Here is a 23,481-nt window from a genome sequence, read left to right on the forward strand (position 1 = left end):
CCGCAAGTTACGTGTAGTGATCGGTGGCCACGCTGCGACGCGTGCCACCTACGCGGATGCCCGACGCGAGTGGTCGGGGCACCACGCTCGAGTTGGGGCGCCGGCCGGAGCGGTCAGGGCGATGGGTGCGGGATCTCCTGGCTGGGCGCGGTTACGGGCGCGGTCAGGTCGAGCAGCATCATGGCGTCGTGGTCGGGAGTGCCGGGTTGGGCGGTATAGACGCCGATGCGCTGGCCAGGGGTGCCTTCCAGGTACATGGGCTGGGACGTGAGCGTGACCGTTCCGACGCGGGGGTGGTGGAAGGTCTTCTGCGCGGGTTTGCGGCCGGTGACCTCGTAGCGTTCCCACAGCCGGGCGAAGTCGGGGCTCTTGAGGAGGAGCTCACCGACGAGGTTGGTCAGGTCGGGGGCGTCGGGGGCGATGCCGGCGACGGCGCGCAGCCGGGCGACGCAGCCGGTGATCTGGCGGCCCCAGTCCGGAAACAGGTCACGCGCGGCCGGGTGAAGGAAGAGGTAGCGGGCCAGGTTGCGGTGTTTGACCGGCCAGTCCTCCAAGCCCGCGTACAGGGCGAGGCCGCCGGGGTTCCAGGCCAGCATGTCCATGCTGCGGCTGATGACGTAGGCGGGGTTCGGCCGCAGTGATTCCAGCAGCAGTTTCAGGTGGGGGCGCACGGTGCGGCTCGGGGCCGGGGGCGGTTCGGGGGCGTAGCGGGCGGCCCGGGCGGCCAGCTCGCGCAGGTGCTGGTGCTCCTGGTCGTCCATGTGCAGAGCGCGGGCGAGGGAGTCGAGGACGGCGGGGCTGGGGCGGGTCTCCTTGCCGCGTTCCAGACGCACGTAGTAGTCGATGCTGATCCCGGCCAGGGTGGCCAGCTCTTCGCGGCGCAGGCCGGGAGTACGGCGGATGCCGGGGCCGACGGTGAGGCCCACGTGTTCGGGGCTGGTCTGGGTGCGGCGGGCGCGCAGGTAGCGACCCAGCTCAGCGCCCTCGCTGTTCGCGCTCTGGGATGCCATGACTCCAGTCTCACCCGCTGGGTATCCGCTGCGCAGACGGGAGGGGGGCCCTGTCATTACCCCTGAAGATCCCGGCCTGCCACCGCGGAGCAATCCGGGCAAAGGTGAATGAGGAAGACAGGAAGACGCCGTCCCATCGCCGGCGCCCGGGCTCCAACCGGCACGACCTGCCGGACCGGGCGGAGGTGAGGGGGCAGGCAACGCCACCAACCGGAGAAGGCGAGATGCGGTACATCAAGCTGCGTGACCTGGCCACAAGCTCAGCAGCTCGCCGCCTCCCGCAGGGGACACGCACACCGAGGCTCAGGCACGGATGCTCGAACGCTGATCCCACCCCGGCACGCCGCGCTTCTCGTGGCGCCACCCCACCCCCTCGTTTGGAGTAACACCTCTTATGCGCGCAGCAGTGATGTACGGAGCCGGCGACGTTCGCGTCGAGGACCGGCCCGACCCGAAGATCGTCCAGCCGGCCGACGCGGTGGTGCGCACGCTCGCCGCGTGTGTGTGCGGCAGCGACCTGTGGCCGTATCAGTCGATGCCCGCCACCGACACCGGTCGTCCCATGGGGCACGAGTTCCTCGGCGTCGTCGAGGCGACCGGCGCGGACGTGACCGGCCTGAGAACCGGTGATCTGGTCGTCGCCCCGTTCACCTACAGCGACAACACCTGCGACTACTGCGCCAAGGGCCTGCACTTCTCGTGCCGCAACGGCGGCCGGTACGGTTTCGACGGCGTCGACGGCGGGCAGGGCGAAGCGGTCCGCGTCCCCTACGCGGACGGCACTCTGGTGAAGCTGCCGGTCGCCGCCGATTCCGCGCTGGTGCCGTCACTGCTGGCGCTGTCGGACGTGATGAGCACCGGCCACCACGGCGCCGTCACCGCGGGTGTCGGCCGCGGTGACACGGTGCTGGTCGTCGGGGACGGCGCGGTCGGCCTGTGCGCGGTGATCGCCGCCAAGCGGCTCGGTGCCGAGCGGATCGTGCTCGCCGGCCGCCACGAAGCCCGCACCGATCTGGGTCGCGAGTTCGGTGCCACCGATGTCGTCGCCGAGCGCGGTGAGGAGGGCATCGCCCGCATTCGCGAGCTGACCGGTGGCGTGGACAAGGTGATCGAGGCCGTCGGCACCCGCCAGGCCCTGGACACCGCGCTCGGCGCGGTCCTGGACGGCGGCACCATCAGCCGCCTGGGCGTCCCCCAGTACGAGCAGGGGCCGGTCGGCCCGGCCGAGTTCATGCGCAACATCACCCTGACCGGCGGCGCCAGCCCTGCCCGCGCCTACATCGAGCAGTTGCTGCCCGACATCCTGGACGGCACCATCGCCCCTGGCCGCGTCTTCGACCGTACCTTCACCCTCGAACAGGCCCCGGACGCCTACCGGGCCATGGCCGACCGCCAGGTGCTCAAGGCCCTCATCCGCCCCTGACCTCGCCTCCCACCCGCGCAGCGAAGGACATCCCCGCCATGCGGTACGTGACCTTGAACAACGACCGGTTCCTGGCGGTGATCGCGCCGGCGTCACCGAACCGCAGTCGAGCGGAGAACCCGTTGTCGGCCTCGACCTTGTCGGCCGCGCCGTCACTCGGCGCCGCCGTACCGGCCCGGTCTCCTGATGGACGGACGGTCAACGGCGGCGACCCGGCGCGTGGGGCGGCCCTGGGCGCGGTTTCAGGCGGGTGGCCGCGGGTCTCTGGCAACGTCCAGGCCGGTCAGCAGGAGATCGAGGCCGATGATGAACTGGTCCCGGTCGTCGTGGTCGCGCAGGTCCCCGGTCACTCGTGTCAGGAAGGGATGCTCGGCGGGATCGAGTCTCTCCCAGTGTTCGGCCGTCTGGTCGAGGAAGGCATCACGGCTGGGGACCGCGCCGCCGGCGGGACCCGGGACGATGATCTGGGCGCTGACACCGGTGACGTAGTAGAAGATCGCGGTGGCGACCGCGAACCGCCGATCGGCGGGCAGCCCGGTTCGCGTGACGAGGGTGCCGATCCTGTCCAGCAGACGCAGCGCGTTGGCCAGCGTGGGAGGCGCGGTGACGTGGGAGGCCGCCCACTGGTGCCGGTCCAGGGCATCGAACACGGCGATGGCGAGCGCCCGCAACTCGGCCCCGGCACCGGCCGCGGGTCCCGGTGCCGCCGTGAGCGCGTCACCGAGCACCCGATCGGCGGCCAGGGCGACGAGTTCGTCCTTGTTCGCCACATGCCAGTACAGGGCTCCGGACCCGGTCTTCAGCCGTTCGGCCAGCAGCCGGAAGGTGAATCCCCGTTCGCCGAACTCGTCCAGCAACGCGACGGCGGCGCCGACAACGATCTCCTGGGAGAGGGCCTCGGCACGCCCTCCGGCAGGCGCCCTTCCTCGTGTCCGCGGCATGCCCCCATTCTGCAATGCCCGTGCGGAGTGGGGGCGAAGCGGCTCACGGCGCCGAGACCGGCCGGACCATCCGATGACGAGGCCGCCGGCCCCCGAACCTCATGAGGGCCGGCAGGATCCGTTCCAGGTTCGGTGCCGGTGCCGGTGCCGGTGCCGTGGTGGCGGACGTGGTCAGACTATGCGGGCACAGAGGGTGCGGCCCCGGACCTCCCAGTGGACCCTTCTGCCTCCCTGCGGGCAGGCACCGCTGGTGAACGCGGTGATACGGAGGACGAAGTCGTACTCCCCCGGAGCGGAGCCGGCCCCGCACGGCCACGACGTCATCAGATCCGTGTTGCTGATGGCGACCGAGTTCTTCTCCTCACCCTTTGTGGCCAGGAAACAGTCACCCGTGTGGAACTGCCGCTGCACGCAGAGGGTGATCTCGTTCGGTTCCTTGCCGTAGCTCCACCACAGTTCCCCGTCCAGATCGGCGCCGTGCCTGTTGCACCCCAGGTCGCCATCGATCACCTTCCACACCTTCAGGTAGGCATCGGAGCGGCCGCAGCCGACCGCGCGCGGCTTGCTCCTGCTCCACTCGCCGGACGGACGCTCGTAGGCGTCCAGGCAGTCGCCCGCCGAGATCTTCTCGAACGCCTTGCGGGTGGGATCGGAGCTGGGAGTGGGGGTGGGGGTGGCACTGTCGGTGGTGCTCGCGATCTCGGACGGCTGAGGCGCGGGCGCCGGGGAGGTCGGGGTCTGCGAGGGAGTGGCGCCGGCCTTGGAGATGGCCGGTGCGTTTCGGTCGTCCTCGATGGCCCAGGCGGCGAAGGCGACCAGCAGGACGACCGCGACCGCGGCCGCGGCCACCGGGAGCCTCCTTCGTCCGAGCGGCGGAAACCGCCGGCCGTTCCCTGGCGCGTCCTGCGGCGGGGGCGCCAGCACCTCGGTCTCCGCCACCCGCGTGGCGATCATCGTGCTGACGGGCTCCGGCAGCGGAGCGTCCCCGCCCTCGGCGAGCGCGGAGCAACGTTCGAGGAACACGTCGAGGCCGGGCCGGTCTGCCGGATCCTTCTCCAGGCCGGACGCGATCAGCGGGAGCAGCGGCTCCGGTACGCCGGTCAGGTCGGGTTCCTCGTTGACGACGCGGTAGCCGAGGGCCTCGATCGGGCCCTCGCCGAAGGGCCGCCGGCCGGTGGCGGCGAAGGCCAGCACGGCGGCCAGGCAGAACACGTCACTGGCCGGCCCGACCTCGCGGCCCCGAAGCTGCTCGGGCGACATGAATCCGGGCGTACCGACCACGCTGGTGCGGGTGGTCTGCGAGGTGGCGTCGAGCGCGCGTGCGATGCCGAAGTCGATGATGCGGGGCCCGTCCTGGGCGAGCAGCACGTTGCCGGGCTTGAGGTCCCGGTGGACGACGCCCCGCTCGTGGATCGCCATCAGCCCTTCGGCCAGACCCGCGCCGAGCCCCGCGACCGCCGCCGCGGAGAACGCGCCGTGCTCGCCGACGGCCTCGTGCAGCGACGGCCCCGCGATGTACTCGGTCACGAGCCAGGGCGGATCGGCGTCGGCGCGGGCGTCCACCACCTGCACGGTGTGGATGCCCCCGACCCGCCGCACCGCGGCGACCTCCGCCTCGAACCGCCGCCGGAACTGCGCGTCCTCCGCCAGGTGCGGGTGGATCACCTTGACCGCGACCGGCCGGCCGCCCTTCGAGCGGCCCAGGTAGACGCGGCCCATCCCGCCCGCTCCCAGCCGCGCCAGCAGCCGGTACCCGCCGACCTTCTTCGGGTCGCCGGCCTCGAGCGGCTTCAGTTTCTCGCTGGACACCCGCACGCCCTCCCACACGCACTGATGATCTAGAAAGCACCCTTCCACACAGAGCGACGGGCGGGAACGCCCCGCCAAGGCCGGCTCATAGGTGCCATCGCGCGCCGGGCCTCTTCTGCTCTGTGACCGGCGCCACACGCAGTTCCTGTCAGCAATCGAAGCGCCGCTCCGCTCAAGTCACCGAGAGCAAGCGGACCGACAGGAGCAACCCATGAAGCACCGCATCGTCGTTCTCGGCGCGGGCTACGCCGGGACCTACGTGGCCGGCACCCTGGCCCGGCGGCTGTCCCCGGCGGACATCGAGATCACCGTGGTCAACGCCGTGCCGGACTTCGTCCAGCGGCTGCGGTTGCACCAGTTGGCGGCCGGACGGGAGATCGAGGCGCCGAAGCTCGCCGACGTCTTCGCGGGCACGGGGATACGGCTGCGCGTGGCGCGTGTCACCGCCGTCGCTCCCGAGCGCCAGGTCGTCGCCGTGGCCGACGCGGATGGCGGCGGCGAGCTGGGCTACGACACGCTCGTGTACGCGCTGGGCAGTCACGTCGCCGGCCGCGGCGTCCCCGGTGTGGCCGAGCACGCCTTCGACGTCACCGGTCGGCCCTCGGCGCTACGCCTGCGCGAGCGCCTGGACGGCCTGGTCAGGCGGCATGAAGGCGGGAACGTACTCGTCGTCGGCGACGGGTTGACCGGCATCGAGACCGCCACCGAGATCGCCGAATCCCGGCCCGGTCTGTCGGTGGCGCTGGTCGCGCGCGGTGAACTGGGCGCCCGGCTCTCCGCCGGGGCCCGCAGTCACCTGCGCCAGGCCTGCGACCGGCTGGGCATCACCGTCCTGGAGCACACCGGCGTCGAAGCCGTCGAAGCGAAGCGAGTCCTGTGCTCGGACGGCACCGCCCTGCCATCCGACGCGACCGTGTGGACGGCCGGGTTCGCGGTCGGCCCCATCGCCGCCGCCGGCGGGCTGGAGGTCACCGAAGACGGTCAGATCGTCGTCGATCGCACGATGCGGTCGGTCTCACACCCGAACGTCTATGCCGCCGGTGACAGTGTCCACGCCATCGGCGACAACGGCCTGCCGCTGCCGATGTCGTGTGCCTCGGCCGGCTACACCGGCCGGCAGGCCACGGAGGCGATCGTGGGACGCCTCACCGGCCGCAAGATCGCGAACCTCAAGCTGGCCTACCCGGGCAACCACATCAGCCTCGGTCGGCGGGACGGGATCCTGCAGATGGTCGACGACGAAGCGCAGGCGAAATCGAGGTACGTGGGCGGCCGAAAGGCCGCGCGGGTCAAGGCGGGCATCCTCAGAATGTCGCTGTGGGCCGTCTCGCACCCGACCCTGGGCGTGCCCAAGCGCAGGCGCGGCCTGACCACGGCGCCGGGCGCGTACGCCGAGATGGCGGTGGCGTACGCCGACGAGGCCGTCGCGTAGCCGGCTTCTACGGTGGTCCACGTGGACAGCACCACTACTGATCGCTTCGGCATCAGCCGGTTCGAGGCCAGCCGGAGCCGGCTGGCCTCGCTGGCGTACCGGCTGCTGGGCTCCGCCGCCGACGCCGAAGACGCCGTGCAGGACGCGTTCCTGCACTGGCAGGCCGCCGACCGGCAGCGGATCGAGGTGCCGGAGGCATGGCTGACCAAGGTCGTCACCAACCTGTGCCTCGACCGGCTTCGCTCGGCACAGGCCCGCCGCGAACGCACCGTCGGCGCCTGGCTGCCCGAACCGCTCCTCGACGGCGATCCGATGCTCGGCCCCGCCGACACTGTCGAGCAGCGTGAAACGGTGTCCCTGGCGGTACTGACGCTCATGGAGCGCCTGTCACCCCTCGAGCGGGCCGTCTACCTCCTGCGCGAAGCGTTCTCCTACAGCCACGCCGAGATCGCCGGTTTCCTCGGCATGACCGAGTCCGCGAGCCAGCAGCACCTCCACCGGGCCCGGCGCCGCATCACCTCCGCGCGGCGCCGGGGCGGCGGTGAAACCGACCCGGCGTCCGCCCGCAGGCTCGTCGAGGAGTTCCTCGCCGCCGCCTCCTCGGGCCGTACCGAGCGGCTGGTGGCGCTGCTCACCGACGACGCGACCGCGATCTCCGACGGCGCCGGCCTGACCAGGACGCTGCTGCGGTACGACACTCCGCAGCGCATCGCCGCCGTCGCGCGGGCCGGTCTCAAACCCACCCCCGCGAAACGGCGGCTTGCCGGCGGCACGTCCGCCGTCCACTACGCGCTCGTCAACGGCGGCCCCGCTATCCTCTTCGTGCTCGGGGACCGGGTCGTCGGCGCCGTGACGTTCGACATCGCCGACGGCAGGATCGCGACCGTGCGCGGCATCGCCGCGCCCGCCCGGCTCACCCGCCTGACCGGGGCCTGGCGGCAGTACGAGCCGGGACCACCGCTCATCACCCAGTGGTGACCCGACGCCGCCGCGGCCAGGCGCAGCACCCGCGCTGAGCGAGTGAGCCGGCCGGGCGGTTCGCTAACCGCGATCCGCGCTCGGCCCGGTGGCGCCACCCGAGGTCGCTTCGGTTCTGGTGTAGAGGACCTCGCGCCCCTGGTCCGCGGCGCGGATGAGCGCTTCACTGACGAAGTCGAGGAATCGGGCGGCGTTCTCGAGGCGGGTGGCGGCCGGGGTGCCGGGGCCGAGGATGCCGACGCCCTGCCGTGCCGCCTCGATGATCTGGTCGTTGGACCGGGCGCTGCGGATCATCGACTGGTACCACAGGTCGTCGTCGACGACGTAGCGCTCGCGGCGGCGTTCGTCGCGTTCCCGGCGGATGAGGTCCAGACTCTCGAGGAACGCGATCGCTTTGGAGATGGACGCCGGGCTGACCTGAAGGCGCTGGGCGAGTTCAGCGGCGGTGAGGCTGCCGCTGTCGACGGTGTAGAGACAGGCCAGTACCCGGGCCATCATCTTGGGCAGGCCTGAGGCCATGTAGACGGTGGTGAGGGTCTCCTGGAAGTCGCGCACGGCGTCGGCGTCGCGCCCGTGGGGCTCGGGAGACGCCTCCGCTCCTCGGGGCGTGGCCTGCCTGCGCCGGCGGGTGCGCTGCTGAGCGGTGCGCTGGGCCAGGTCGGCGCGGTAGCCGGTGGGGCCGCCGTTCCGCATCACCTCACGCGTGATCGTGGAGGTCGGACGGTCGAGCCGGCGGGCGATCTCGGCGTAGGCCAGGCCGTCGGCCAGCCCTGCGGCGATCTGCTGGCGATCCTGCTGGGTGAGCCTGCCTCCCGGCACCGGACCCCCTCCATGCCCCATGGGTGCTCCACGGCGCTGCTCGATGGCCTCTGGCCCCCACCATAGCGTTCACCTTTGAGGTAACGCAACGAGCGACCGCGAGGCCGGCCCGGCGAGCGAACCGGCTCGGAGCCCGGCCCTGCCGCCCCGGCGGCCGGGCCGGGACGGCAGGGCTCCGGTCAGGCGCCGACGTAGGCCGCGAGATGCTCGCCGGTGAGAGTGGAGCGGGCGGCGACGAGGTCGGCGGGTGTGCCCTCGAAGACGATCCGGCCGCCGTCGTGGCCCGCACCGGGACCGAGGTCGATGATCCAGTCGGCGTGCGCCATGACCGCCTGGTGATGCTCGATGACGATGACCGACTTGCCGGAGTCGACGAGCCGGTCGAGCAGCCCGAGCAACTGCTCGACGTCGGCGAGGTGGAGGCCGGTGGTCGGCTCGTCGAGGACGTAGAGCCCGCCCTCCTCGGCCATATGGGTGGCCAGCTTGAGACGCTGCCGCTCGCCGCCGGACAGCGTCGTGAGCGGCTGGCCGATGATGAGGTAGCCCAGGCCGACGTCGGCGAGCCGGTCGAGGATGGCGCGGGCGGCCGGTGTGCGCGCCTCGCCGGTGCCGAAGAACTCCCTGGCCTCGGCCACCGACATCGCGAGCACCTCACTGATGTCGCGGTCGCCGAGGTGGTACTCCAGCACCGCCGCCTGGAACCGTTTGCCCTCGCACTCCTCGCAGGTGGTGGCGACTCCGGCCATGATCGCCAGGTCGGTGTAGATGACGCCGGCGCCGTTGCAGTTCGGGCAGGCGCCCTCGGAGTTGGCGCTGAACAGCGCCGGCTTCACTCCGTTGGCCTTCGCGAACGCCTTGCGGATCGGGTCGAGCAGTCCGGTGTAGGTCGCCGGGTTGCTCCGCCGTGAGCCGCGGATCGCCCCCTGGTCGATCGACACCACGCCCGCGCCGGCGGGGATGGACTCGTGCACGAGCGAGCTCTTGCCGGAGCCGGCGACGCCGGTGATGACGGTGAGCACTCCGAGCGGAATGTCGACATCGACGTCGCGGAGGTTGTTCGCCGTCGCGCCGCGGATCTCCAGGGCGCCGGTGGGCTTGCGCACGGTGCCCTTGAGCGCGGCCCGGTCGTCGTAGTGGCGGCCGGTGATGGTGCCGCTGGCCCTCAGTTCGTCGACGGTGCCCTGGAAGCAGAGGGTGCCGCCCGCCGTGCCGGCGCCGGGCCCGAGGTCGACGATGTGATCGGCGATCGCGATGACCTCCGGCTTGTGCTCGACGACGAGCACCGTGTTGCCCTTGTCCCGCAGCCGCAGCAGCAGTTCGTTCATCCGCTGGATGTCGTGGGGGTGCAGACCCGCGGTGGGCTCGTCGAAGACGTAGGTCACGTCGGTGAGCGAAGAGCCGAGGTGGCGGATCATCTTGACGCGCTGGGCCTCGCCGCCCGACAGCGTCCCCGAGGCCCGGTTCAGTGAGAGGTAGCCCAGACCGATCTCGACGAACGAGTCGAGGCTCTCCCGCAGCGACGCCAGCAGCGGCGCCACCGACGGCTCGTCGAGGCCGCGGACCCATTCGGCCAGGTCGCTGATCTGCATCGCGCACGCCTCGGCGATGTTGACGCCCTTGATCCGCGAGGACCGGGCCGTCTCGCTGAGCCGGGAACCGCCGCACTCGGGGCAGGCGGTGAAGGTGACCGCCCGGTCCACGAACGCCCGGATGTGCGGCTGCATCGCCTCCTTGTCCTTGGACAGGATCGACTTCTGGACGCGGGGGATCAGCCCCTCATAGGTCATGTTGACTCCCTCCATCTTGATCCGGGTCTGCTCCCGGTAGAGGAAGTCGTGCAGCTCCTGCTTGGTGTAGTCGCGGATCGGCTTGTCCGGGTCGAGGTACCCCGACGCGGTGAACAGCTTGTAGCTCCAGCCGCCGGCCTTGTAGCCCGGGACGGTGATCGCGCCCTCGTTGAGCGACTTGGAGTCGTCGAACAGCTCGGCCAGGTCGATGTCGGAGACCTTGCCCCGTCCTTCGCAGCGCGGGCACATGCCGCCGGTGATGGTGAAGCTGCGGTCCCCGCCCTGCCCGGAGCGCTCGGAGGTGACCGAGGCCGTTCCGCTGACCGAGGCGACGTTGAAGGAGAACGCCTGCGGCGAGCCGACGTGCGGCTCCCCGAGCCGGCTGAACAGGATGCGCAGCAGCGCGTACGCGTCGGTCGCGGTGCCGACCGTGGATCGGGGATCGGTGCCCATCCGCTGCTGGTCGACGATGATCGCGGTCGTGATCCCGTCGAGGACGTCGACGTCGGGCCGCGCGAGCGTCGGCATGAAGTACTGCACGAAGGAGCTGTAGGTCTCGTTGATCAGCCGCTGTGACTCCGCGGCGATCGTGCCGAACACCAGCGAGCTCTTGCCCGAGCCGGACACGCCGGTGAACACCGTCAGCCGGCGTTTCGGGATCTCGACGCTGATGTCCTTGAGGTTGTTGACGCGCGCGCCGTGGACCCGGATCAGGTCGTGGCCGTCGGCCACGTGGAGCGCAGGCGCCTGCGTGTCCGTCCTCGTGGCAATGCTCATCGTGTCTCCATCTGTTGGGCGGGCCGCCGGGGTCACCGGCGGCGCCGCCTGGGGCGATCCGACCGGCTCCGGGCGGCCAGAATCTCAGACCGGCCGGCGGCCGCCGCGCATCAGCTCGCGGTCCGGCGGCTCGTTCACCGCACGCCACGCCTGGATCCGGCGCGGGAGGACGCGGAACCAGCGGTACGGCGTGGCCTCCTCACGGGGATCGGAACCCGTACGGGCCGGTCGGGAACGTGGTGATCGGAGACGAGACCGCGGCCGCCCGGTGCCGGACACCGCCTCCTTCGCGGCGCCGGCACCGGTGATGGCCGCGGCGGCCGGCTCAGCGGATCTCGTTGATGCGGACCATGTTGCCGGCGGGGTCGCGGAAGGCGCAGTCGCGGATGCCGTACGGCTGATCGGTCGGCTCCTGGACGACCTCGGCGTCGCCGGTCTGAAGCCGCTCGAACGCGCTGTCGAGGTCCTTGGTGGCCAGGACGATGATGCCGTAGGTGCCCTTGGCCATCATCTCGCTGATCGTACGGCGCTCGTCCTCGGTGATACCGGGATCGACGGCCGGCGGGTGCAGGACGATGGACGTGCCGGGCTGGCCCTTGGGGCCGACCGTGATCCAGCGCATCGTGCCCTGGCCGACGTCGTTGCGGACCTCGAAGCCCAGCGTGTCGCGGTAGAACGCCAAAGAGGCATCCGGGTCGTCGTGCGGCAGGAACGTGTTGTGAATGGTGAGGTCCATGGCCGTAAGGCTAGGCGCGGCCGCCATGCCCGCGCTTCTCGATTCCTGATCGGTCCGGTCACCCGCCGCACCCCTGAGCGGGACTTCGTACGCGGTGCCCGACGCCGGTGGGCGCGGATCGAAAAAGATGATCGCCGGGTGACAAGATGGTCCACCGATGGCTGACGACGAACTCCAGGGCACAGCAGCGGGCCTCGACCGGATCCGTGGAGCCGGCACGCCGGCCGGGTCGGCGTCGCCCGGCGGTGGCGCGCTGCACGAGTGGGGGGCGCCCGGCCTGCCGTCGGCGTACGACCCGGAACGCGATCCGTACCGCGTTTACCTGGACCGGCTCGACAGCGAGCAGTCGCGGCGGACGATGCGCGGCTGCCTGGACCGTATCGCCCGGATCGTCGCCATGGACGAGAGCGTGACCGGGGCCGGGCGCCCGTGGTGGCTGCTCCGCTACGAGCACACGACGCGGATCCGCGCCGAACTGCGCGCCAGGACGATGGAGGACGGGCGGCCGGCCTACTCGCCGTCCTCGATCAACAAGCATCTCGTGGCGTTGCGGCAGGTGCTGCGCGAGTGCTGGCGGCTGGGGCTGATGACCGCCGAGGACTACCAGCGGGCCGTCGACCTGAAGTCGGTGGAGGGCAGCCGGCTGCCGCGCGGCCACCACATCCCGGATCGTTCCCTGGCCGCCGCGCTGGCCGTGTGCGACGCCGATCCTTCGCCCGCCGGGCGGCGGGACGCGGCGCTGCTCGCCGTGCTCTACACCACCGGTGCCCGGCGCGGGGAGATCGCCGGGCTGGCGGTCGGCGACTATGACCCGGCGGAGCGGTCGCTGCGGGTCCGCGGCAAGCGCGACAAGGAACGGCTGGTGTACGTGACGGTCGAGGCGGCCATGCGCCTGGACGCGTGGGTCGCCGTCCGCGGCCGTGGGCCCGGGGCGCTGTTCCCGCCGATCAGCAGGATGGGCCGGTGCCGAGTACGCGATGGGGTCCTGACCCACCCCACGGGGCAGGCGATCGCCGGGATCCTCGACCGCCGGCTGGCGCAGGCGGGCGTTCCGCCGCACACGCCCCACGACTTCCGCCGGACCTTCATCGGGGAGCTGCTCGACGCCGGAGTCGACCTCGCCACGGCGCAGCAGCTCGTCGGTCACGCCTCACCGGCCACGACCGCGCGCTATGACCGCCGTCCCGAACGGCAACGCCGCGACGCCGTGGACCGGCTGCGCCTGCCCTGATCTGTACGGGGCCGCAGCACGCCACGGACCCCGCAGCGGGTCCGGTGTTCACTCGGCGAGGTCCTCACGACCGGCCTCGCGTCGCGCTCGGGGCGGCGTGCCGTCCGGAGCCGGCGGGGTCCGCCGGCGCGTGCGGGTTCGGCGCCTGGGCGTCGGCGCGGTCCAGGGCGCGGAGCGCGAGCAGGCCGCCGATGCCGGGGACGGCGGCGCACACCGCGATCCCGGTGGTCCGGCGCGGGTCGCGCCAGGTGGCGAAGACCCCGAAGAGCCAGACGATGCCGTGGATCGGGCCGAAGAGCGCGGCGACCTCCTGCACGTGCGCGGTCGCCAGGTTGACGAGCAGGACGGCGAGGCTGACCAGTTCGACGGTCGCGGAGACGCGCAGGGGCCTGCGGGCGGGCCGTGGCGTCGGGGGCGTGGGCGCGGTGATGGGGTCACACTCCTGTGGTGGAGCCGGGGCGGACGATCATCAGGACGGTGACCGTGGCCCACAGCAGGTTGAACGTGCCGGTCAGCATGGCCAGCCGCCTGATCCGCGCGGGCTCGATGCCCGCCGCTGTCGCGGCGCCGGTACCGCCGCCGGTCAGGCCGGCGAGGACGGCCTCCTGAGCGGGGAGGACCAGCAGCGCGAGCACGAGGGCGGCGGCACCGGTGAGGACGATGGAGACGATCAGCCAGGGAGTGCCGAGGACGTGCAGGCCGGCGGCGGTCGCGAACCCGAAGACGGGGACGGCGAGGCCGACGGCGGCGTAGACGCGGCAGATGCGGTGCAGCAGCCGCATGGCGGCCGTTTCAGCACCGGCCCCAACGGCCCCACCGGCCCCACCGGCCCCGGCAGGCCCGCCGGATGCGCCAGGCCCGCCGGATGCGCCGGCGGCCCTGCGGGCCGCGGCCGGGAACATGCTGCCCGCGACGGTGACCGGGCCCACGGCGATGACCGCCGCGAGTACGTGGAGGATGAGGAGGATCTTCGTCATCGCCAGGGTGCGCTTTCGATTGCAGGAGGGGATGGGTCAGGCGCTCGCCGGGGCTGGCCCGAGGTCGCGCCACACCACGCCGCGGCGCTCGTACTCGAACAGCTCCTCGACGGCGAGCGCGATCTTCGGACCCACCTCCCGTTCCAGCAGGTACAGGCCCACGTCCAGACCGGAGGTGACGCCACCGGAGGTGACCAGGTCGCCGTCGTCGACGACGCGGGCCCGGATGACGTTGACGCCGCTCGCGCCGAGCATGCCGAGCCCCTGGTGATGGGTGGCGGCGTTGCGGCCCTCGATGAGCCCGGCCATCGAGAGGATCAGCGAGCCGCCGCACACCGCGGCCACCGTGGTGCGGGGTGCCGCCAGGGCCTTGCCCAGCAGTGCCGGGAGCCCGGTGGTCAGGGTGCGGCCGAGGATCGCGGGGACCGTGGCCTCCCGTTCCTCGTCGGTGAGGTCGTTCCGGTCCGGGGGAGGGGTGCTGCCGGCGGCGCCGGGGACGACGATCAGGTCGGCGCGGTCGGGGTTCAGGGAGGCGGCGGCCGTCAGGGAGACGCCGGGGACTCCGCTGCGGATCTCCCCTGGCCCGTCGGGGGCGACCAGCTCGGCGCTCACCTGATCGGTGACCATGCCGGCGGCGCTGAACACCTCGAACGGGCCGACGACATCGAGCGGGTCGAAGCCGTCGAAAAGGACGAATTGGGCAAGCATCGGGGTCTCGTCTCTGTCGTTCCGCCACTGCCGCGCTCACGCTAGGAGAGCCGGCGCGCGCGGACCACAGGCTGGAACGACAGATTCCAACGAGTTCTCGCCAACTCGCTGAACTGCGGGTTCCATCGTCGCCGCCGCTGGATCGCACGGCTGTGGATTGGCCGGAATCCGGCGTACGCTGCGCCCGTGCACACAGTGGCGATCTTGGTGCTGGACGAGACGGTGGTCTTCGACCTGGCCATTCCGGTCGAGGTCTTCGGCCGGGTCCGCCTGCCGGACGGGCGCCGTCCGTACCGGGTCCGCGCCTGCGGACCGCGGCCGCACGTGCCGACCGAGATCTTCACGATCCACCCCCCGTGGGGGCTGGAGGCGCTCGCGGACGCCGACACGATCATCGTGCCGGGCCGCAGCGAGACCGCCGGGCCCCCGCCGGCCGACGTCCTGGAGTCCCTGCGGGACGCGGCCGCCCGCGGCACGCGCATCGCCTCGATCTGCGGCGGCGCCTTCATCCTGGCCGCCACGGGCCTGCTGGACGGGCTGGCCGCGACCACGCACTGGACCGCCGCGCAGCAATTCGCCGAGCTGTTCCCCAAGGTCGAGGTGCGGCCCGACGTGCTGTACGTGGACAACGGACAGTTGCTCACCTCGGCCGGCGCGTCCGCGGGCCTGGACCTGTGCCTGCACATGGTCCGCCGCGACCTGGGCTCCGCCGTCGCGGCGGACGCCGCGCGCCTGGCCGTCACCCCCCTGGAGCGGGAGGGCGGCCAGGCGCAGTACATCGTCCATGAGCACCATCCGGTGCCACGCGGCTCGCTGCTCGAGCCGGCGCTGACCTGGATCGAAGAGCACCTGGGGGAGGAACTCACCCTGGAGACCATGGCCGCGCGCTGCGGCATGAGCACCCGCACCTTCAGCCGCCGCTTCCGCGAGCACACCGGCACCACCCCGTTGCAGTGGCTGCTGCGCGCCCGGGTCAGGCGGGCGCAGTACCTCCTCGAGCACACCGACCACTCCGTGGAGAGGATCGCCGTCCAGGCCGGCTTCGGATCCGCGACCGCCTTCCGCGACCGCTTCAAGCGCGTCGCCGGCACGACCCCGCACGCCTACCGGGCCGCGTTCCGCGGCTCCCGTTGAACGACCACCGCGGCACACGCCTCCCGCGCGCGGATCACCCCGACCGGCTCCGCGCCCGGCCGTTTGAACGACCACGGCGGCGTACGTCGCTGATCGCTCTGACCGGCTCCCGCGCCCGGCCGTCGCGCGGCCGGGCGCGCGGCCGTCTCAGGAGGCCGGGCGGCGGCGGCGCCGGTAGTGACGCGCGGCGCGGACCCGGTTGCCGCAGGCCGTGGAGCACCACTCGCGGCGAGGGTGGTCCTTGAGGAAGTACAGGACGCATCCGGGGGCCAGGCAGGCGCGCAGCCGCAACCGGTCGGGGCGGCCGAACAGGGCGACGGTCTCTTCGGCGACGGCCGACACCGCGGCGGCCGGCGCCCGCCCACCGGCCCGGACGGAACGGGCGGGTGTCCCACCGGGCGCCCACGTCAGCGCGGACCAGCGGGGCGCCGCGCCGGCGGCCTCGTTGACGACGGCGACGGCGGCAGCCAGGTCCCGTACCGGGGCCGCCGCCGCCGGCCGCGGATCGCCGGTGGCCTCGGCCGCGAGCCGCCGCAGGGCGTCGCGCAGCGCGCGCAGCCGCCGCGCCAGGTCCTCGGCGTCGTCCGCGGTCAGGCCGTCGAGGTCGGCGGCGGTCAGCGGCTCGATCCGGGGGAGGACGGCCCGTAGCCACGCCTCGGCGCCGGACGGCCCGTCGAGCGCGTCGTGCACGCCGTCGCGGTCGCCCCAGACCGTGTTCATCAGCTCGATGGGCAGCGGTTCGCCCAGCAGCGGCGCGCTCGTTCCCATGGCCGCACCCTACCGCGCTTCTAACGGGACCGGCCGCGGCCAGGCGTTACACGGCCGCTCAGGAGTCGAAGCCGACGCCCAGATGGTCGAGGGTGCGCAGCCACAGGTTGCGGCGACCCTGGTGCCGGTCGGCGCGGGCGAGCGACCAGCGGGTGAGCTGGATGACGCCGTACCGCAGCGGCTCCGGCGGGAACGGCATCGGCTTGGACCGCACCATCTCCAGCCGGGTGCGCTCGGTGTCCGCGCCGGACAGCAGGTCGAGCATGACGTCGGCACCGAACCGCGTCGCGCCGACGCCGAGACCCGTGTAGCCGGCCGCGTACGCCAGCCGGCCGCCGTACGCCGTGCCGTAGAAGGCGCAGAAACGGCTGCACGTGTCGATCATGCCGCCCCAGGCGTGGCTGAAGCGCACGCCCTCCAGCTGGGGGAACGTGGCGAAGAAGTGCCGGGCGAGCGTCGCGAACGTCTGCGGGCGGCGCTCCAGCTCGGACGCCACCCCGCCGCGGAAGTGGTAGACGGCGTCGTAGCCGCCCCACAGGATCCGGCCGTCCGCGGTGAGCCGGTAATAGTGGAACTGGTTCCCGGCGTCGCCGACGCCCTGGCGATTCCGCCAGCCGATCGACGCGAGCCGGCCCGCCGGCAGCGGCTCGGTGACCAGCGCGTAGTCGTACACCGGGACAGTGAAGTGCCGCAGGCGGCGCAGCGGTCCGGCGAAGGCGCCCGTGCCCACCGCGACCTTCGCGGCGTCGACGGAGCCGTACGGCGTGCGCAGCCGGAGCCGGCCGTGGGACTCGTCCTCCACCGCCTCGGCCGGGGTGCGTTCGTACAGCCGGACGCCGGCCGTCAGGCACGCCTGCCGCAGTCCCCAGGCGAGCTTGGCCGGGTGCACCATCGCGACGCCGTCCCGGTCCCACAGCCCGCCTTTGTAGGTGGGTGAGGCGACCTCGGCCTGGACGGCCTCGGCGTCGAGGAGCTCGAGGGGACGGCCGAGGGCGGCGGACTCCCCGGCCAGCGTCCGCAGGCCGGGGAGCTGCCAGTCCTCCGTGGCGACGTTCAGCTCACCGGTGCGCTCGAAGCCGCAGTCGATGCCGTAACGCCGCACCGTGTCCTCGATCCCGTCGAGGTTCTCCCGGCCGAGGCGCTCGAGGACCGGCATCTCCGCGCGCCAGCGGGCGAGGCCGTTGCCGAGCCCGTGGGTGAGGCTCGCCGCGCAGAACCCGCCGTTGCGGCCGGACGCGGCGCCGCCCGCCACGTCCGCCTCGACGACGACCACGTCCAGGGAAGGGTCGCGTTCCTTGGCCCGTAGCGCCGTCCACAGGCCGGTGTAGCCCGCGCCGACGACGGCCAGGTCGCAGGAGGTCCGCCCGACCAGCGCCGGCGCGGGTTCGGGTGCCGCCGGGTCGGCCGGCCAGTACGGCGTGGGCTCGGCCTCGGCCAGGGCCGCCAGGACGTTCATCTCACCGTTCACCGCCTCCTGCGGGCGAGCACCGCGTTGCCCACCGCGAGGAGGACGCCCGCCAGGAAGATGAGCGTGCCCATGACGTTGACCTGCGGGGGGAGGCCGTTCTTCTGCGCGCCCCAGATCCACAGCGGGAACGTCAGGGTGGAGCCGCTGTTGAAGCTCGTGATGATGAAGTCGTCGATGGACAGCGCGAACGCCAGCAGGCCGCCGGCCAGCACCGCCGGGAAGATCATCGGCAGGGTGACGAGCCGGAACGTCGTCCAGCCGCTCGCGCCCAGGTCCTGCGCCGCCTCTTCCACGAACGGGTCCAGGGTCAGCACCCGCGCCCGTACGGTGACCGCCACGAACGACAGCGAGAACATGATGTGCGAGACCAGGATCGTCAGGTAGCCGCGGCCCACGCCCAACTGCACGAAGAACGACAGCAGGGACGCGCCCATCACGGTCTCCGGCGCGGAGATCGCCGCGAACTGCACGAGGTTCAGCGCGCCCTGGCCGCGGAACCGGAACCGCCCCAGGGCCAGGCCGATCAGCGTGCCGAGGACCGTGGCGCCCAGCGCGGCCAGCACCGCGATCGTGAGGGAGTTCACCAGCGCCGTGGTCAGGTCCGGCACCGCGAACAGCCTGCCGTACCACTTGAGCGTGAAGCCCTGCCAGGTCAGGTTCAGGCGCCCCTTGGCGTTGTTGAACCCGAACGTGATCATCACGGCGATCGGCAGGCACAGCCAGACGATGATCAGCCAGGTGTAGGCGTACAGGATCCGGTCGCCCCAGCCGCGCCGGCCGCGCCGTACGCGCGCGGCGGGCCGGGCCTGCGTCATGGTCATCGGGCCGCCACCTCCAGGACGTCCTCGGTGCCCAGCGCCCGCGCGTACGCGAAGATCCCGATCAGCAGGATCGCCATCAGCGCGAACGACAGCGCCGCGGCCTGGGGATAGTCGTTGTTGACCAGGTAGAGGTTCTGGATGACGTTGCCGATCATCGTGTTGTTGGTGCCGCCGAGCACCGTCGCGTTGACGTAGTCGGCGCTGACCGGCACGAACGTCATCAGCACGCCCGCGAAGACCCCCGGCACCGACAGCGGCAGCACCACGCGCAGGAACGCCTGCGCCCGGCCCGCGTACAGGTCCTGCGCCGCCTCGAGCAGCCGCGGGTCCACCCGTTCCAGCGCCACGTAGATCGGCAGCACCATGAACGGCAGGTAGTTGTAGGTCAGGCCGGCCACGACGGCGAAGCCGGTGGCGAGCACGTGGAAGTCCTGCGGCAGCAGCCCGGCGTCCTTCAGCGGCCCGAGGACGATGCCGTCATCGGCCAGCAGGAACTTCCAGGAGAACGTCCGCAGCACGAACGACACGAAGAACGGCAGCAGCATCAAGAACAGGTACGTCGACTTGCGGCCGCCGCCGCGGAAGGCGATCCAGTACGCGGCCGGGTAGGCGAGCAGCACGCACGCCGCCGTCGCGAGCAGGCCGTACACGAGGGAGCGGATCAGCTGGTCGTCGTAGGCCGACAGGCTGTCGGTGTAGTTCTGCCAGTGCCAGATGAGCTGGAAGCCGTTGACGACGTCGCCCTGCATCAGGGAGAACGACAGCATCACGACCATCGGCAGCACGAAGAGGATCGCGAGCCAGAGCCCGCCGGGCAGGATCAGCAGGTACGGGGCGAGACGTCGGCGCATCGGTCACCCGGCCGTGATCTTCTGGAAGACGCCGTTGTACTGCTGCTCCTCCGCCGTGGTCATCTTCCGGTAGTGCCGGAGCCGGGCGTAGTCGGCGTCGGAGGGGAAGATCAGCGGGCTGTCCGCGAGGGTCTGCAGGGTCTTCTTCCGCGAGCCGGTGGCCTTGGCGGCCTCGGCCGCGAGGACGTCCTTGGCGCCGGGGACCGGCGTGACGTAGCTGACGATCTCGGCGAGCTGGGCGGCGACGTCCGGCCGGTAGAAGTAGTCCAGCAGCGTGAGGGCGTCGACCGGGTTCTCGGCGGTCTTGGGGATCGTCAGGTTGTCGGTCCAGATCGTGCCGCCCTCTTCGGGGATGACGAACTTCAGGTTCGACCCCTCCGAGAGGTTCTGCTGGAAGATGTCGCCGGAGTAGGCCATCGACAGCCAGATGTCTCCGCGGCTGAGCGCGTCGATGTAGTCCTGGTCGAAGTACTTGCGGACGATCCCCTGGTCCTTCTGCTCCTGGAGCTTGGCACCGGCCTTCTTCCAGTCGTCGGCCGTGGACTGCTCGGGGTTGACGCCGACGGCCATCATCCCGAAGTTGCCGATCTCCTGGACGTCGGAGAACATCCCGACCTTGCCCTTGAACTTCGGGTCCCACAGGTCCGCGAGGCTCGTGATCTCCCGTCCGGTCTTCGCCGGGTCGTAGGCGATGCCGGTGATCCCGGTCTGGTACGGCACGCTGTAGACGTTGCCGGGGTCGAAGGACTCGTTCTTGTACGCGGCGCCGGCGTTCTTGGCGAAGTTCGGCATCTTGGAGTGGTCCAGCGGCACGAGGTAGCCGAGCTCGGTGAGCTTGGTGAACGACACGCCGTTGGTGATGACCATCAGGTCGTACCCGATCGACTGGTTCGCCTGCAGCTGCGGCTGGATCTTGCCGAACCACGACGGGTCGTCCTGGATGACCTCACGATAGGTCACCGAGATGCCGGTCTCCTTGGTGAACTGCTTGAGCGGCGTACGGCCCTTGTCCATGTACAGCGGCCAGTTGGCGAAGTTCACGTGGCCGTGCTTGGTCTTGCCGTTCCAGTACTTCTGCACGTCGCTCTGCTTCGCCGGGGCGGCCTTCTGGCCCTTGACGCCGCAGGCGGCCAGCCCGAGGCCGGCGCCGGCCAGTCCGAACAGCCGCAGTGCGTCACGCCGGCTCCGCGTCATGCCGCGCAGGAGCTCGGGGTTGATCTCGTTCATGCTGCTCCGATCGCGTAGGAGTGGCGGGGCTCCCAGGAGAGCCAGACGGTGTCCCCGGACGCGGCGACGTCGTCCGCGGACGAGGCGTTCTGCACGAACACCACGACCTCGGCCCCGGTGGACGTGCGGACCGTGTAATTCGTGAAGGTGCCGAGGTAGACGACCTCGGTGACGGTGCCGCGCAGCGCGCAGACGTCCCCGTCCGGAGGGTGCAGCCCGATGGCGATCTTCTCGGGCCGTACGGTGAGCTCGACGTCGCCCGCTGCGGCGGCGCCCGGCACGAGGATCCGCTCGCCGGGTCCCGGCTCGATGACCGCGGTGCCGCCGTCGGTACGGGCGACGGTGCCGGACAGGACGTTGGAGGTGCCGATGAAGCCGGCGACGAAGGCGGTGGCGGGCCGTTCGTAGACCTGGCGCGGCGGGCCGAGCTGCTCGATCACGCCTTCGTTCATGACCGCGATGCGGTCCGACATCGTGAGCGCCTCGCCCTGGTCGTGGGTGACGTAGACGAAGGTGATGCCGACCTCGCGCTGGATGCGCTTGAGCTCGACCTGCATGGCCTGGCGCAGTTTGAGGTCCAGCGCGCCGAGCGGCTCGTCCAGGAGCAGCGCCCGCGGGCGGTTGACCAGCGCGCGGGCCAGGGCGACCCGCTGCTGCTGGCCGCCGGACAGCTCGCGCGGCCGGCGCTTGTCCCGGCCGGCGAGATCGACGATCTCCAGCATCTCCCCGACGCGGCGGGTGACCTCGTCCTTTGGGGTGTTCTTGCGGCGCAGCCCGAACGCGACGTTCTCGAACACGCTCATGTGCGGGAACAGCGCGTAGGACTGGAAGACCATGTTGACGTCGCGGCGGTTCGGCGGCACGCCGACGACGTCGCCGCCGTGCAGGATGATCTGTCCCTCGGTGGGCTCGTCGAACCCGGCGATCATGCGCATCGTCGTGGTCTTGCCGCACCCGGACGGGCCCAGAAGGGAGAAGAACTCGCCCTCGGCGATGGACAGGTCGACGCCCCGTACGGCGGTGACGGTCTCGCCGTGGGACTGGAAGCTCTTGACGACACCGCGCAGCTCGATCGCGGCGACCTTCGCGGCGGTGACGGGCCCGGTCTCGCGCAGCTCGGTCATTCGCCGGCTCCGATGTAGCTCATGACGTGCTTGATCCGGGTGTAGTCCTCGAAGCCGTACATCGACAGGTCCTTGCCGTAGCCGGAGTGCTTGAAGCCGCCGTGCGGCATCTCGGAGACGAAGGGGATGTGGGTGTTGATCCACACGGCGCCGAAGTCGAGCCGCCTGGACATCCGCATCGCGCGCCCGTGGTCCCGGGTCCACACGCTGGCGGCCAGCGCGTACGGCACGCCGTTGGCCATGGCGATCGCCTCGTCCTCGTCGGCGACGCGCTGGACTGTGATGACGGGGCCGAAGATTTCGCTCTGGATCATCTCGTCGCCTTGGCGCAGGCCGGTGACCACGGTGGGGGCGTAGAAGTAGCCGCGGTCGCCGACGCGTTCGCCGCCGGCCACGACCTCGGCGTGGGCGGGCGCCCGGTCGAGGAAGCCGGTGACGCGGTGGAGCTGGTTCGCGTTGTTCAGCGGGCCGTAGAAGGCGTCCTCGTCGGCGGGCGGGCCGACCCGCGTGGCCTTGGCCCGTTCGGCGAGCGCGGCGACGAGGTCGTCGTAGATTCCGGGGGTGGCCAGGACGCGGGTGGCGGCGGTGCAGTCCTGGCCGGCGTTGAAGTAGCCCGCCTCGGCGATGCCCTGGGCGGTCCTGGCGACGTCGGCGTCGTCGAAGACGAGCACCGGCGCCTTGCCGCCGAGTTCGAGGTGGACCTTCTTCAGCGACCCGGCGGCCTGCCGGGCGACCTGCATGCCCGCCCGTACCGAGCCGGTGACCGAGACCATCTGCGGGATCGGGTGGCCGACCAGTTCCTGCCCGGTGTCCCGGTCGCCGCAGACCACGTTGAGCACGCCCGGTGGCAGGAACTCCGCGGCGATCTCGGCGAGCATCAGTGTGGTGACCGGCGTGGTGTCGGACGGTTTGAGCACGACCGTGTTGCCGGCCGCGAGCGCCGGCGCGATCTTCCAGGTCGCCATGACCATCGGGTAGTTCCACGGCGTGACCTGGGCGCAGACGCCGATCGGCTCCCGGCGGATCATCGAGGTGTGGCCGGTCATGTACTCCCCGGCCGAGCGTCCCTCCAGCAGCCGGGCGCAGCCGGCGAAGAACCGGAACTCGTCGACCATGGGGCCGACCTCTTCGTCCCGGGTGAGCTGGAGGGGCTTGCCGGTGTTGCGGCACTCGGCCTGGACGAGGTCCTCGGCCCGGGCCTCGACGGCGTCGGCGATGCGCAGCAGCGCCAGACTTCGCTCGCCGGGGGTGGCGTCGCGCCACTGCTCGAACGCCGTGGCGGCGGCGGTCATCGCCGCGTCGACGTCCGCGGGCCCCGACAGGGGCGCCTGGGCGTACGTCTCGCCGGTGCTGGGATCGATCACGTCGGACGTGCGGCCGTCCTTGGCATCGACGTGCTCGCCGCCCACGAAGTTCCGCAAGGTCACGGTCGGCCTCCGGGGTCTACAGGCTGTGATGTG

At 71.7% G+C, this 23,481-nt stretch carries 22 protein-coding genes; 5 read left to right on the forward strand and 17 right to left on the reverse strand.

Annotated elements, in window-relative coordinates; all coding sequences use genetic code 11:
* Positions 1-113 precede the first annotated feature (113 nt).
* On the reverse strand, positions 114-1,010 hold the full coding sequence (locus tag NE235_RS01885; protein ID WP_252798895.1) for a helix-turn-helix transcriptional regulator: 897 nt from the start codon (positions 1,008-1,010) through the stop codon (positions 114-116).
* Positions 1,011-1,404: 394 nt separating this feature from the next.
* Between NE235_RS01885 and NE235_RS01890 the strand changes: the two genes are divergently transcribed.
* Positions 1,405-2,433 carry a zinc-binding dehydrogenase gene (locus tag NE235_RS01890; protein ID WP_252798896.1) on the forward strand — a complete coding sequence of 343 codons (1,029 nt, stop codon included), beginning with the start codon at positions 1,405-1,407 and terminating at the stop codon, positions 2,431-2,433.
* On the opposite strand, the gene NE235_RS01895 is transcribed toward NE235_RS01890, so the two are convergent.
* The 3 genes from NE235_RS01895 to NE235_RS01905 all read right to left on the reverse strand — a co-directional run bounded on the left by NE235_RS01895 (position 2,420) and on the right by NE235_RS01905 (position 5,201).
* Positions 2,420-2,635 (reverse strand): hypothetical protein, encoded by a 216-nt coding sequence (locus NE235_RS01895; protein WP_252798897.1) that lies wholly within the window; start codon positions 2,633-2,635, stop codon positions 2,420-2,422. The two genes, NE235_RS01890 and NE235_RS01895, sit on opposite strands and share 14 nt — an antisense overlap.
* Positions 2,636-2,675: 40 nt before the next feature.
* Positions 2,676-3,374 carry a TetR/AcrR family transcriptional regulator gene (locus tag NE235_RS01900; protein ID WP_252798898.1) on the reverse strand — a complete coding sequence of 233 codons (699 nt, stop codon included), beginning with the start codon at positions 3,372-3,374 and terminating at the stop codon, positions 2,676-2,678.
* A 171-nt stretch (positions 3,375-3,545) separates the two neighbouring features.
* The gene (locus tag NE235_RS01905; protein ID WP_252798899.1) at positions 3,546-5,201 is read right to left on the reverse strand and encodes a serine/threonine-protein kinase; all 1,656 of its coding nucleotides are present in this window, start codon (positions 5,199-5,201) and stop codon (positions 3,546-3,548) included.
* Positions 5,202-5,394: 193 nt separating this feature from the next.
* Between NE235_RS01905 and NE235_RS01910 the strand changes: the two genes are divergently transcribed.
* Together NE235_RS01910 and NE235_RS01915 are read left to right on the forward strand one after the other, a co-directional pair.
* Positions 5,395-6,615, forward strand: coding sequence for an NAD(P)/FAD-dependent oxidoreductase (locus tag NE235_RS01910; RefSeq protein ID WP_252798900.1), 1,221 nt, complete (start codon positions 5,395-5,397; stop codon positions 6,613-6,615).
* A gap of 21 nt (positions 6,616-6,636) precedes the next feature.
* Positions 6,637-7,593: a sigma-70 family RNA polymerase sigma factor gene (locus tag NE235_RS01915; RefSeq protein ID WP_252798901.1), complete on the forward strand. Its 957-nt coding sequence runs from the start codon at positions 6,637-6,639 to the stop codon at positions 7,591-7,593.
* Between the two features lie 63 nt (positions 7,594-7,656).
* Here the strand turns inward: NE235_RS01915 and NE235_RS01920 are convergent, their stop codons facing one another.
* From NE235_RS01920 to NE235_RS01930, 3 genes are all read right to left on the reverse strand, one after another.
* The gene (locus tag NE235_RS01920) at positions 7,657-8,412 is read right to left on the reverse strand and encodes a GbsR/MarR family transcriptional regulator (protein WP_252798946.1); all 756 of its coding nucleotides are present in this window, start codon (positions 8,410-8,412) and stop codon (positions 7,657-7,659) included.
* Between the two features lie 179 nt (positions 8,413-8,591).
* Positions 8,592-10,976 (reverse strand): ATP-binding cassette domain-containing protein, encoded by a 2,385-nt coding sequence (locus NE235_RS01925; RefSeq protein WP_252798902.1) that lies wholly within the window; start codon positions 10,974-10,976, stop codon positions 8,592-8,594.
* A gap of 325 nt (positions 10,977-11,301) precedes the next feature.
* Complete coding sequence (locus tag NE235_RS01930) at positions 11,302-11,712, reverse strand: VOC family protein (RefSeq protein ID WP_252798903.1); 411 nt, start codon at positions 11,710-11,712, stop codon at positions 11,302-11,304.
* Between the two features lie 157 nt (positions 11,713-11,869).
* Between NE235_RS01930 and NE235_RS01935 the strand changes: the two genes are divergently transcribed.
* Entirely contained in the window at positions 11,870-12,943 is a 1,074-nt protein-coding gene (locus tag NE235_RS01935; RefSeq protein WP_252798904.1) for a tyrosine-type recombinase/integrase, read from the forward strand.
* Positions 12,944-13,007: 64 nt separating this feature from the next.
* On the opposite strand, the gene NE235_RS01940 is transcribed toward NE235_RS01935, so the two are convergent.
* The 3 genes from NE235_RS01940 to NE235_RS01950 all read right to left on the reverse strand — a co-directional run bounded on the left by NE235_RS01940 (position 13,008) and on the right by NE235_RS01950 (position 14,628).
* Complete coding sequence (locus tag NE235_RS01940) at positions 13,008-13,259, reverse strand: hypothetical protein (RefSeq protein ID WP_252798905.1); 252 nt, start codon at positions 13,257-13,259, stop codon at positions 13,008-13,010.
* A gap of 118 nt (positions 13,260-13,377) precedes the next feature.
* The gene (locus tag NE235_RS01945) at positions 13,378-13,920 is read right to left on the reverse strand and encodes a hypothetical protein (RefSeq protein ID WP_252798906.1); all 543 of its coding nucleotides are present in this window, start codon (positions 13,918-13,920) and stop codon (positions 13,378-13,380) included.
* A gap of 36 nt (positions 13,921-13,956) precedes the next feature.
* The gene (locus NE235_RS01950; RefSeq protein ID WP_252798907.1) at positions 13,957-14,628 is read right to left on the reverse strand and encodes a DJ-1/PfpI family protein; all 672 of its coding nucleotides are present in this window, start codon (positions 14,626-14,628) and stop codon (positions 13,957-13,959) included.
* A gap of 186 nt (positions 14,629-14,814) precedes the next feature.
* Between NE235_RS01950 and NE235_RS01955 the strand changes: the two genes are divergently transcribed.
* Positions 14,815-15,762 (forward strand): GlxA family transcriptional regulator, encoded by a 948-nt coding sequence (locus NE235_RS01955; protein WP_252798908.1) that lies wholly within the window; start codon positions 14,815-14,817, stop codon positions 15,760-15,762.
* 147 nt (positions 15,763-15,909) lie between these two features.
* Here NE235_RS01955 and NE235_RS01960 read toward each other — a convergent pair whose 3' ends face one another.
* Genes NE235_RS01960 through NE235_RS01990 form a run of 7 tightly spaced genes read right to left on the reverse strand, consistent with a single transcriptional unit; the run spans position 15,910 to position 23,448 of the window.
* On the reverse strand, positions 15,910-16,530 hold the full coding sequence (locus tag NE235_RS01960) for an ABATE domain-containing protein (RefSeq protein ID WP_252798909.1): 621 nt from the start codon (positions 16,528-16,530) through the stop codon (positions 15,910-15,912).
* A 58-nt stretch (positions 16,531-16,588) separates the two neighbouring features.
* A complete protein-coding gene (locus NE235_RS01965; RefSeq protein WP_252798947.1) occupies positions 16,589-17,986 on the reverse strand; it encodes an NAD(P)/FAD-dependent oxidoreductase in 1,398 nt (465 codons plus the stop codon).
* Between the two features lie 8 nt (positions 17,987-17,994).
* Complete coding sequence (locus NE235_RS01970; protein WP_406567524.1) at positions 17,995-18,819, reverse strand: ABC transporter permease; 825 nt, start codon at positions 18,817-18,819, stop codon at positions 17,995-17,997.
* A complete protein-coding gene (locus tag NE235_RS01975; RefSeq protein ID WP_252798910.1) occupies positions 18,816-19,670 on the reverse strand; it encodes an ABC transporter permease in 855 nt (284 codons plus the stop codon). Before NE235_RS01975 ends, NE235_RS01970 begins: the two co-directional genes overlap by 4 nt.
* Before the next feature lie 3 nt (positions 19,671-19,673).
* Complete coding sequence (locus NE235_RS01980; RefSeq protein ID WP_252798911.1) at positions 19,674-20,897, reverse strand: polyamine ABC transporter substrate-binding protein; 1,224 nt, start codon at positions 20,895-20,897, stop codon at positions 19,674-19,676.
* Complete coding sequence (locus NE235_RS01985; RefSeq protein WP_252798912.1) at positions 20,894-22,021, reverse strand: ABC transporter ATP-binding protein; 1,128 nt, start codon at positions 22,019-22,021, stop codon at positions 20,894-20,896. The genes NE235_RS01980 and NE235_RS01985 overlap by 4 nt, the downstream gene beginning before the upstream one ends.
* A complete protein-coding gene (locus tag NE235_RS01990) occupies positions 22,018-23,448 on the reverse strand; it encodes a gamma-aminobutyraldehyde dehydrogenase (protein WP_252798913.1) in 1,431 nt (476 codons plus the stop codon). Before NE235_RS01990 ends, NE235_RS01985 begins: the two co-directional genes overlap by 4 nt.
* Positions 23,449-23,481: the final 33 nt, after the last annotated feature.

Origin of the sequence: Actinoallomurus spadix, assembly GCF_024055725.1 — a bacterium.
GTDB lineage: Bacteria > Actinomycetota > Actinomycetes > Streptosporangiales > Streptosporangiaceae > Actinoallomurus > Actinoallomurus spadix.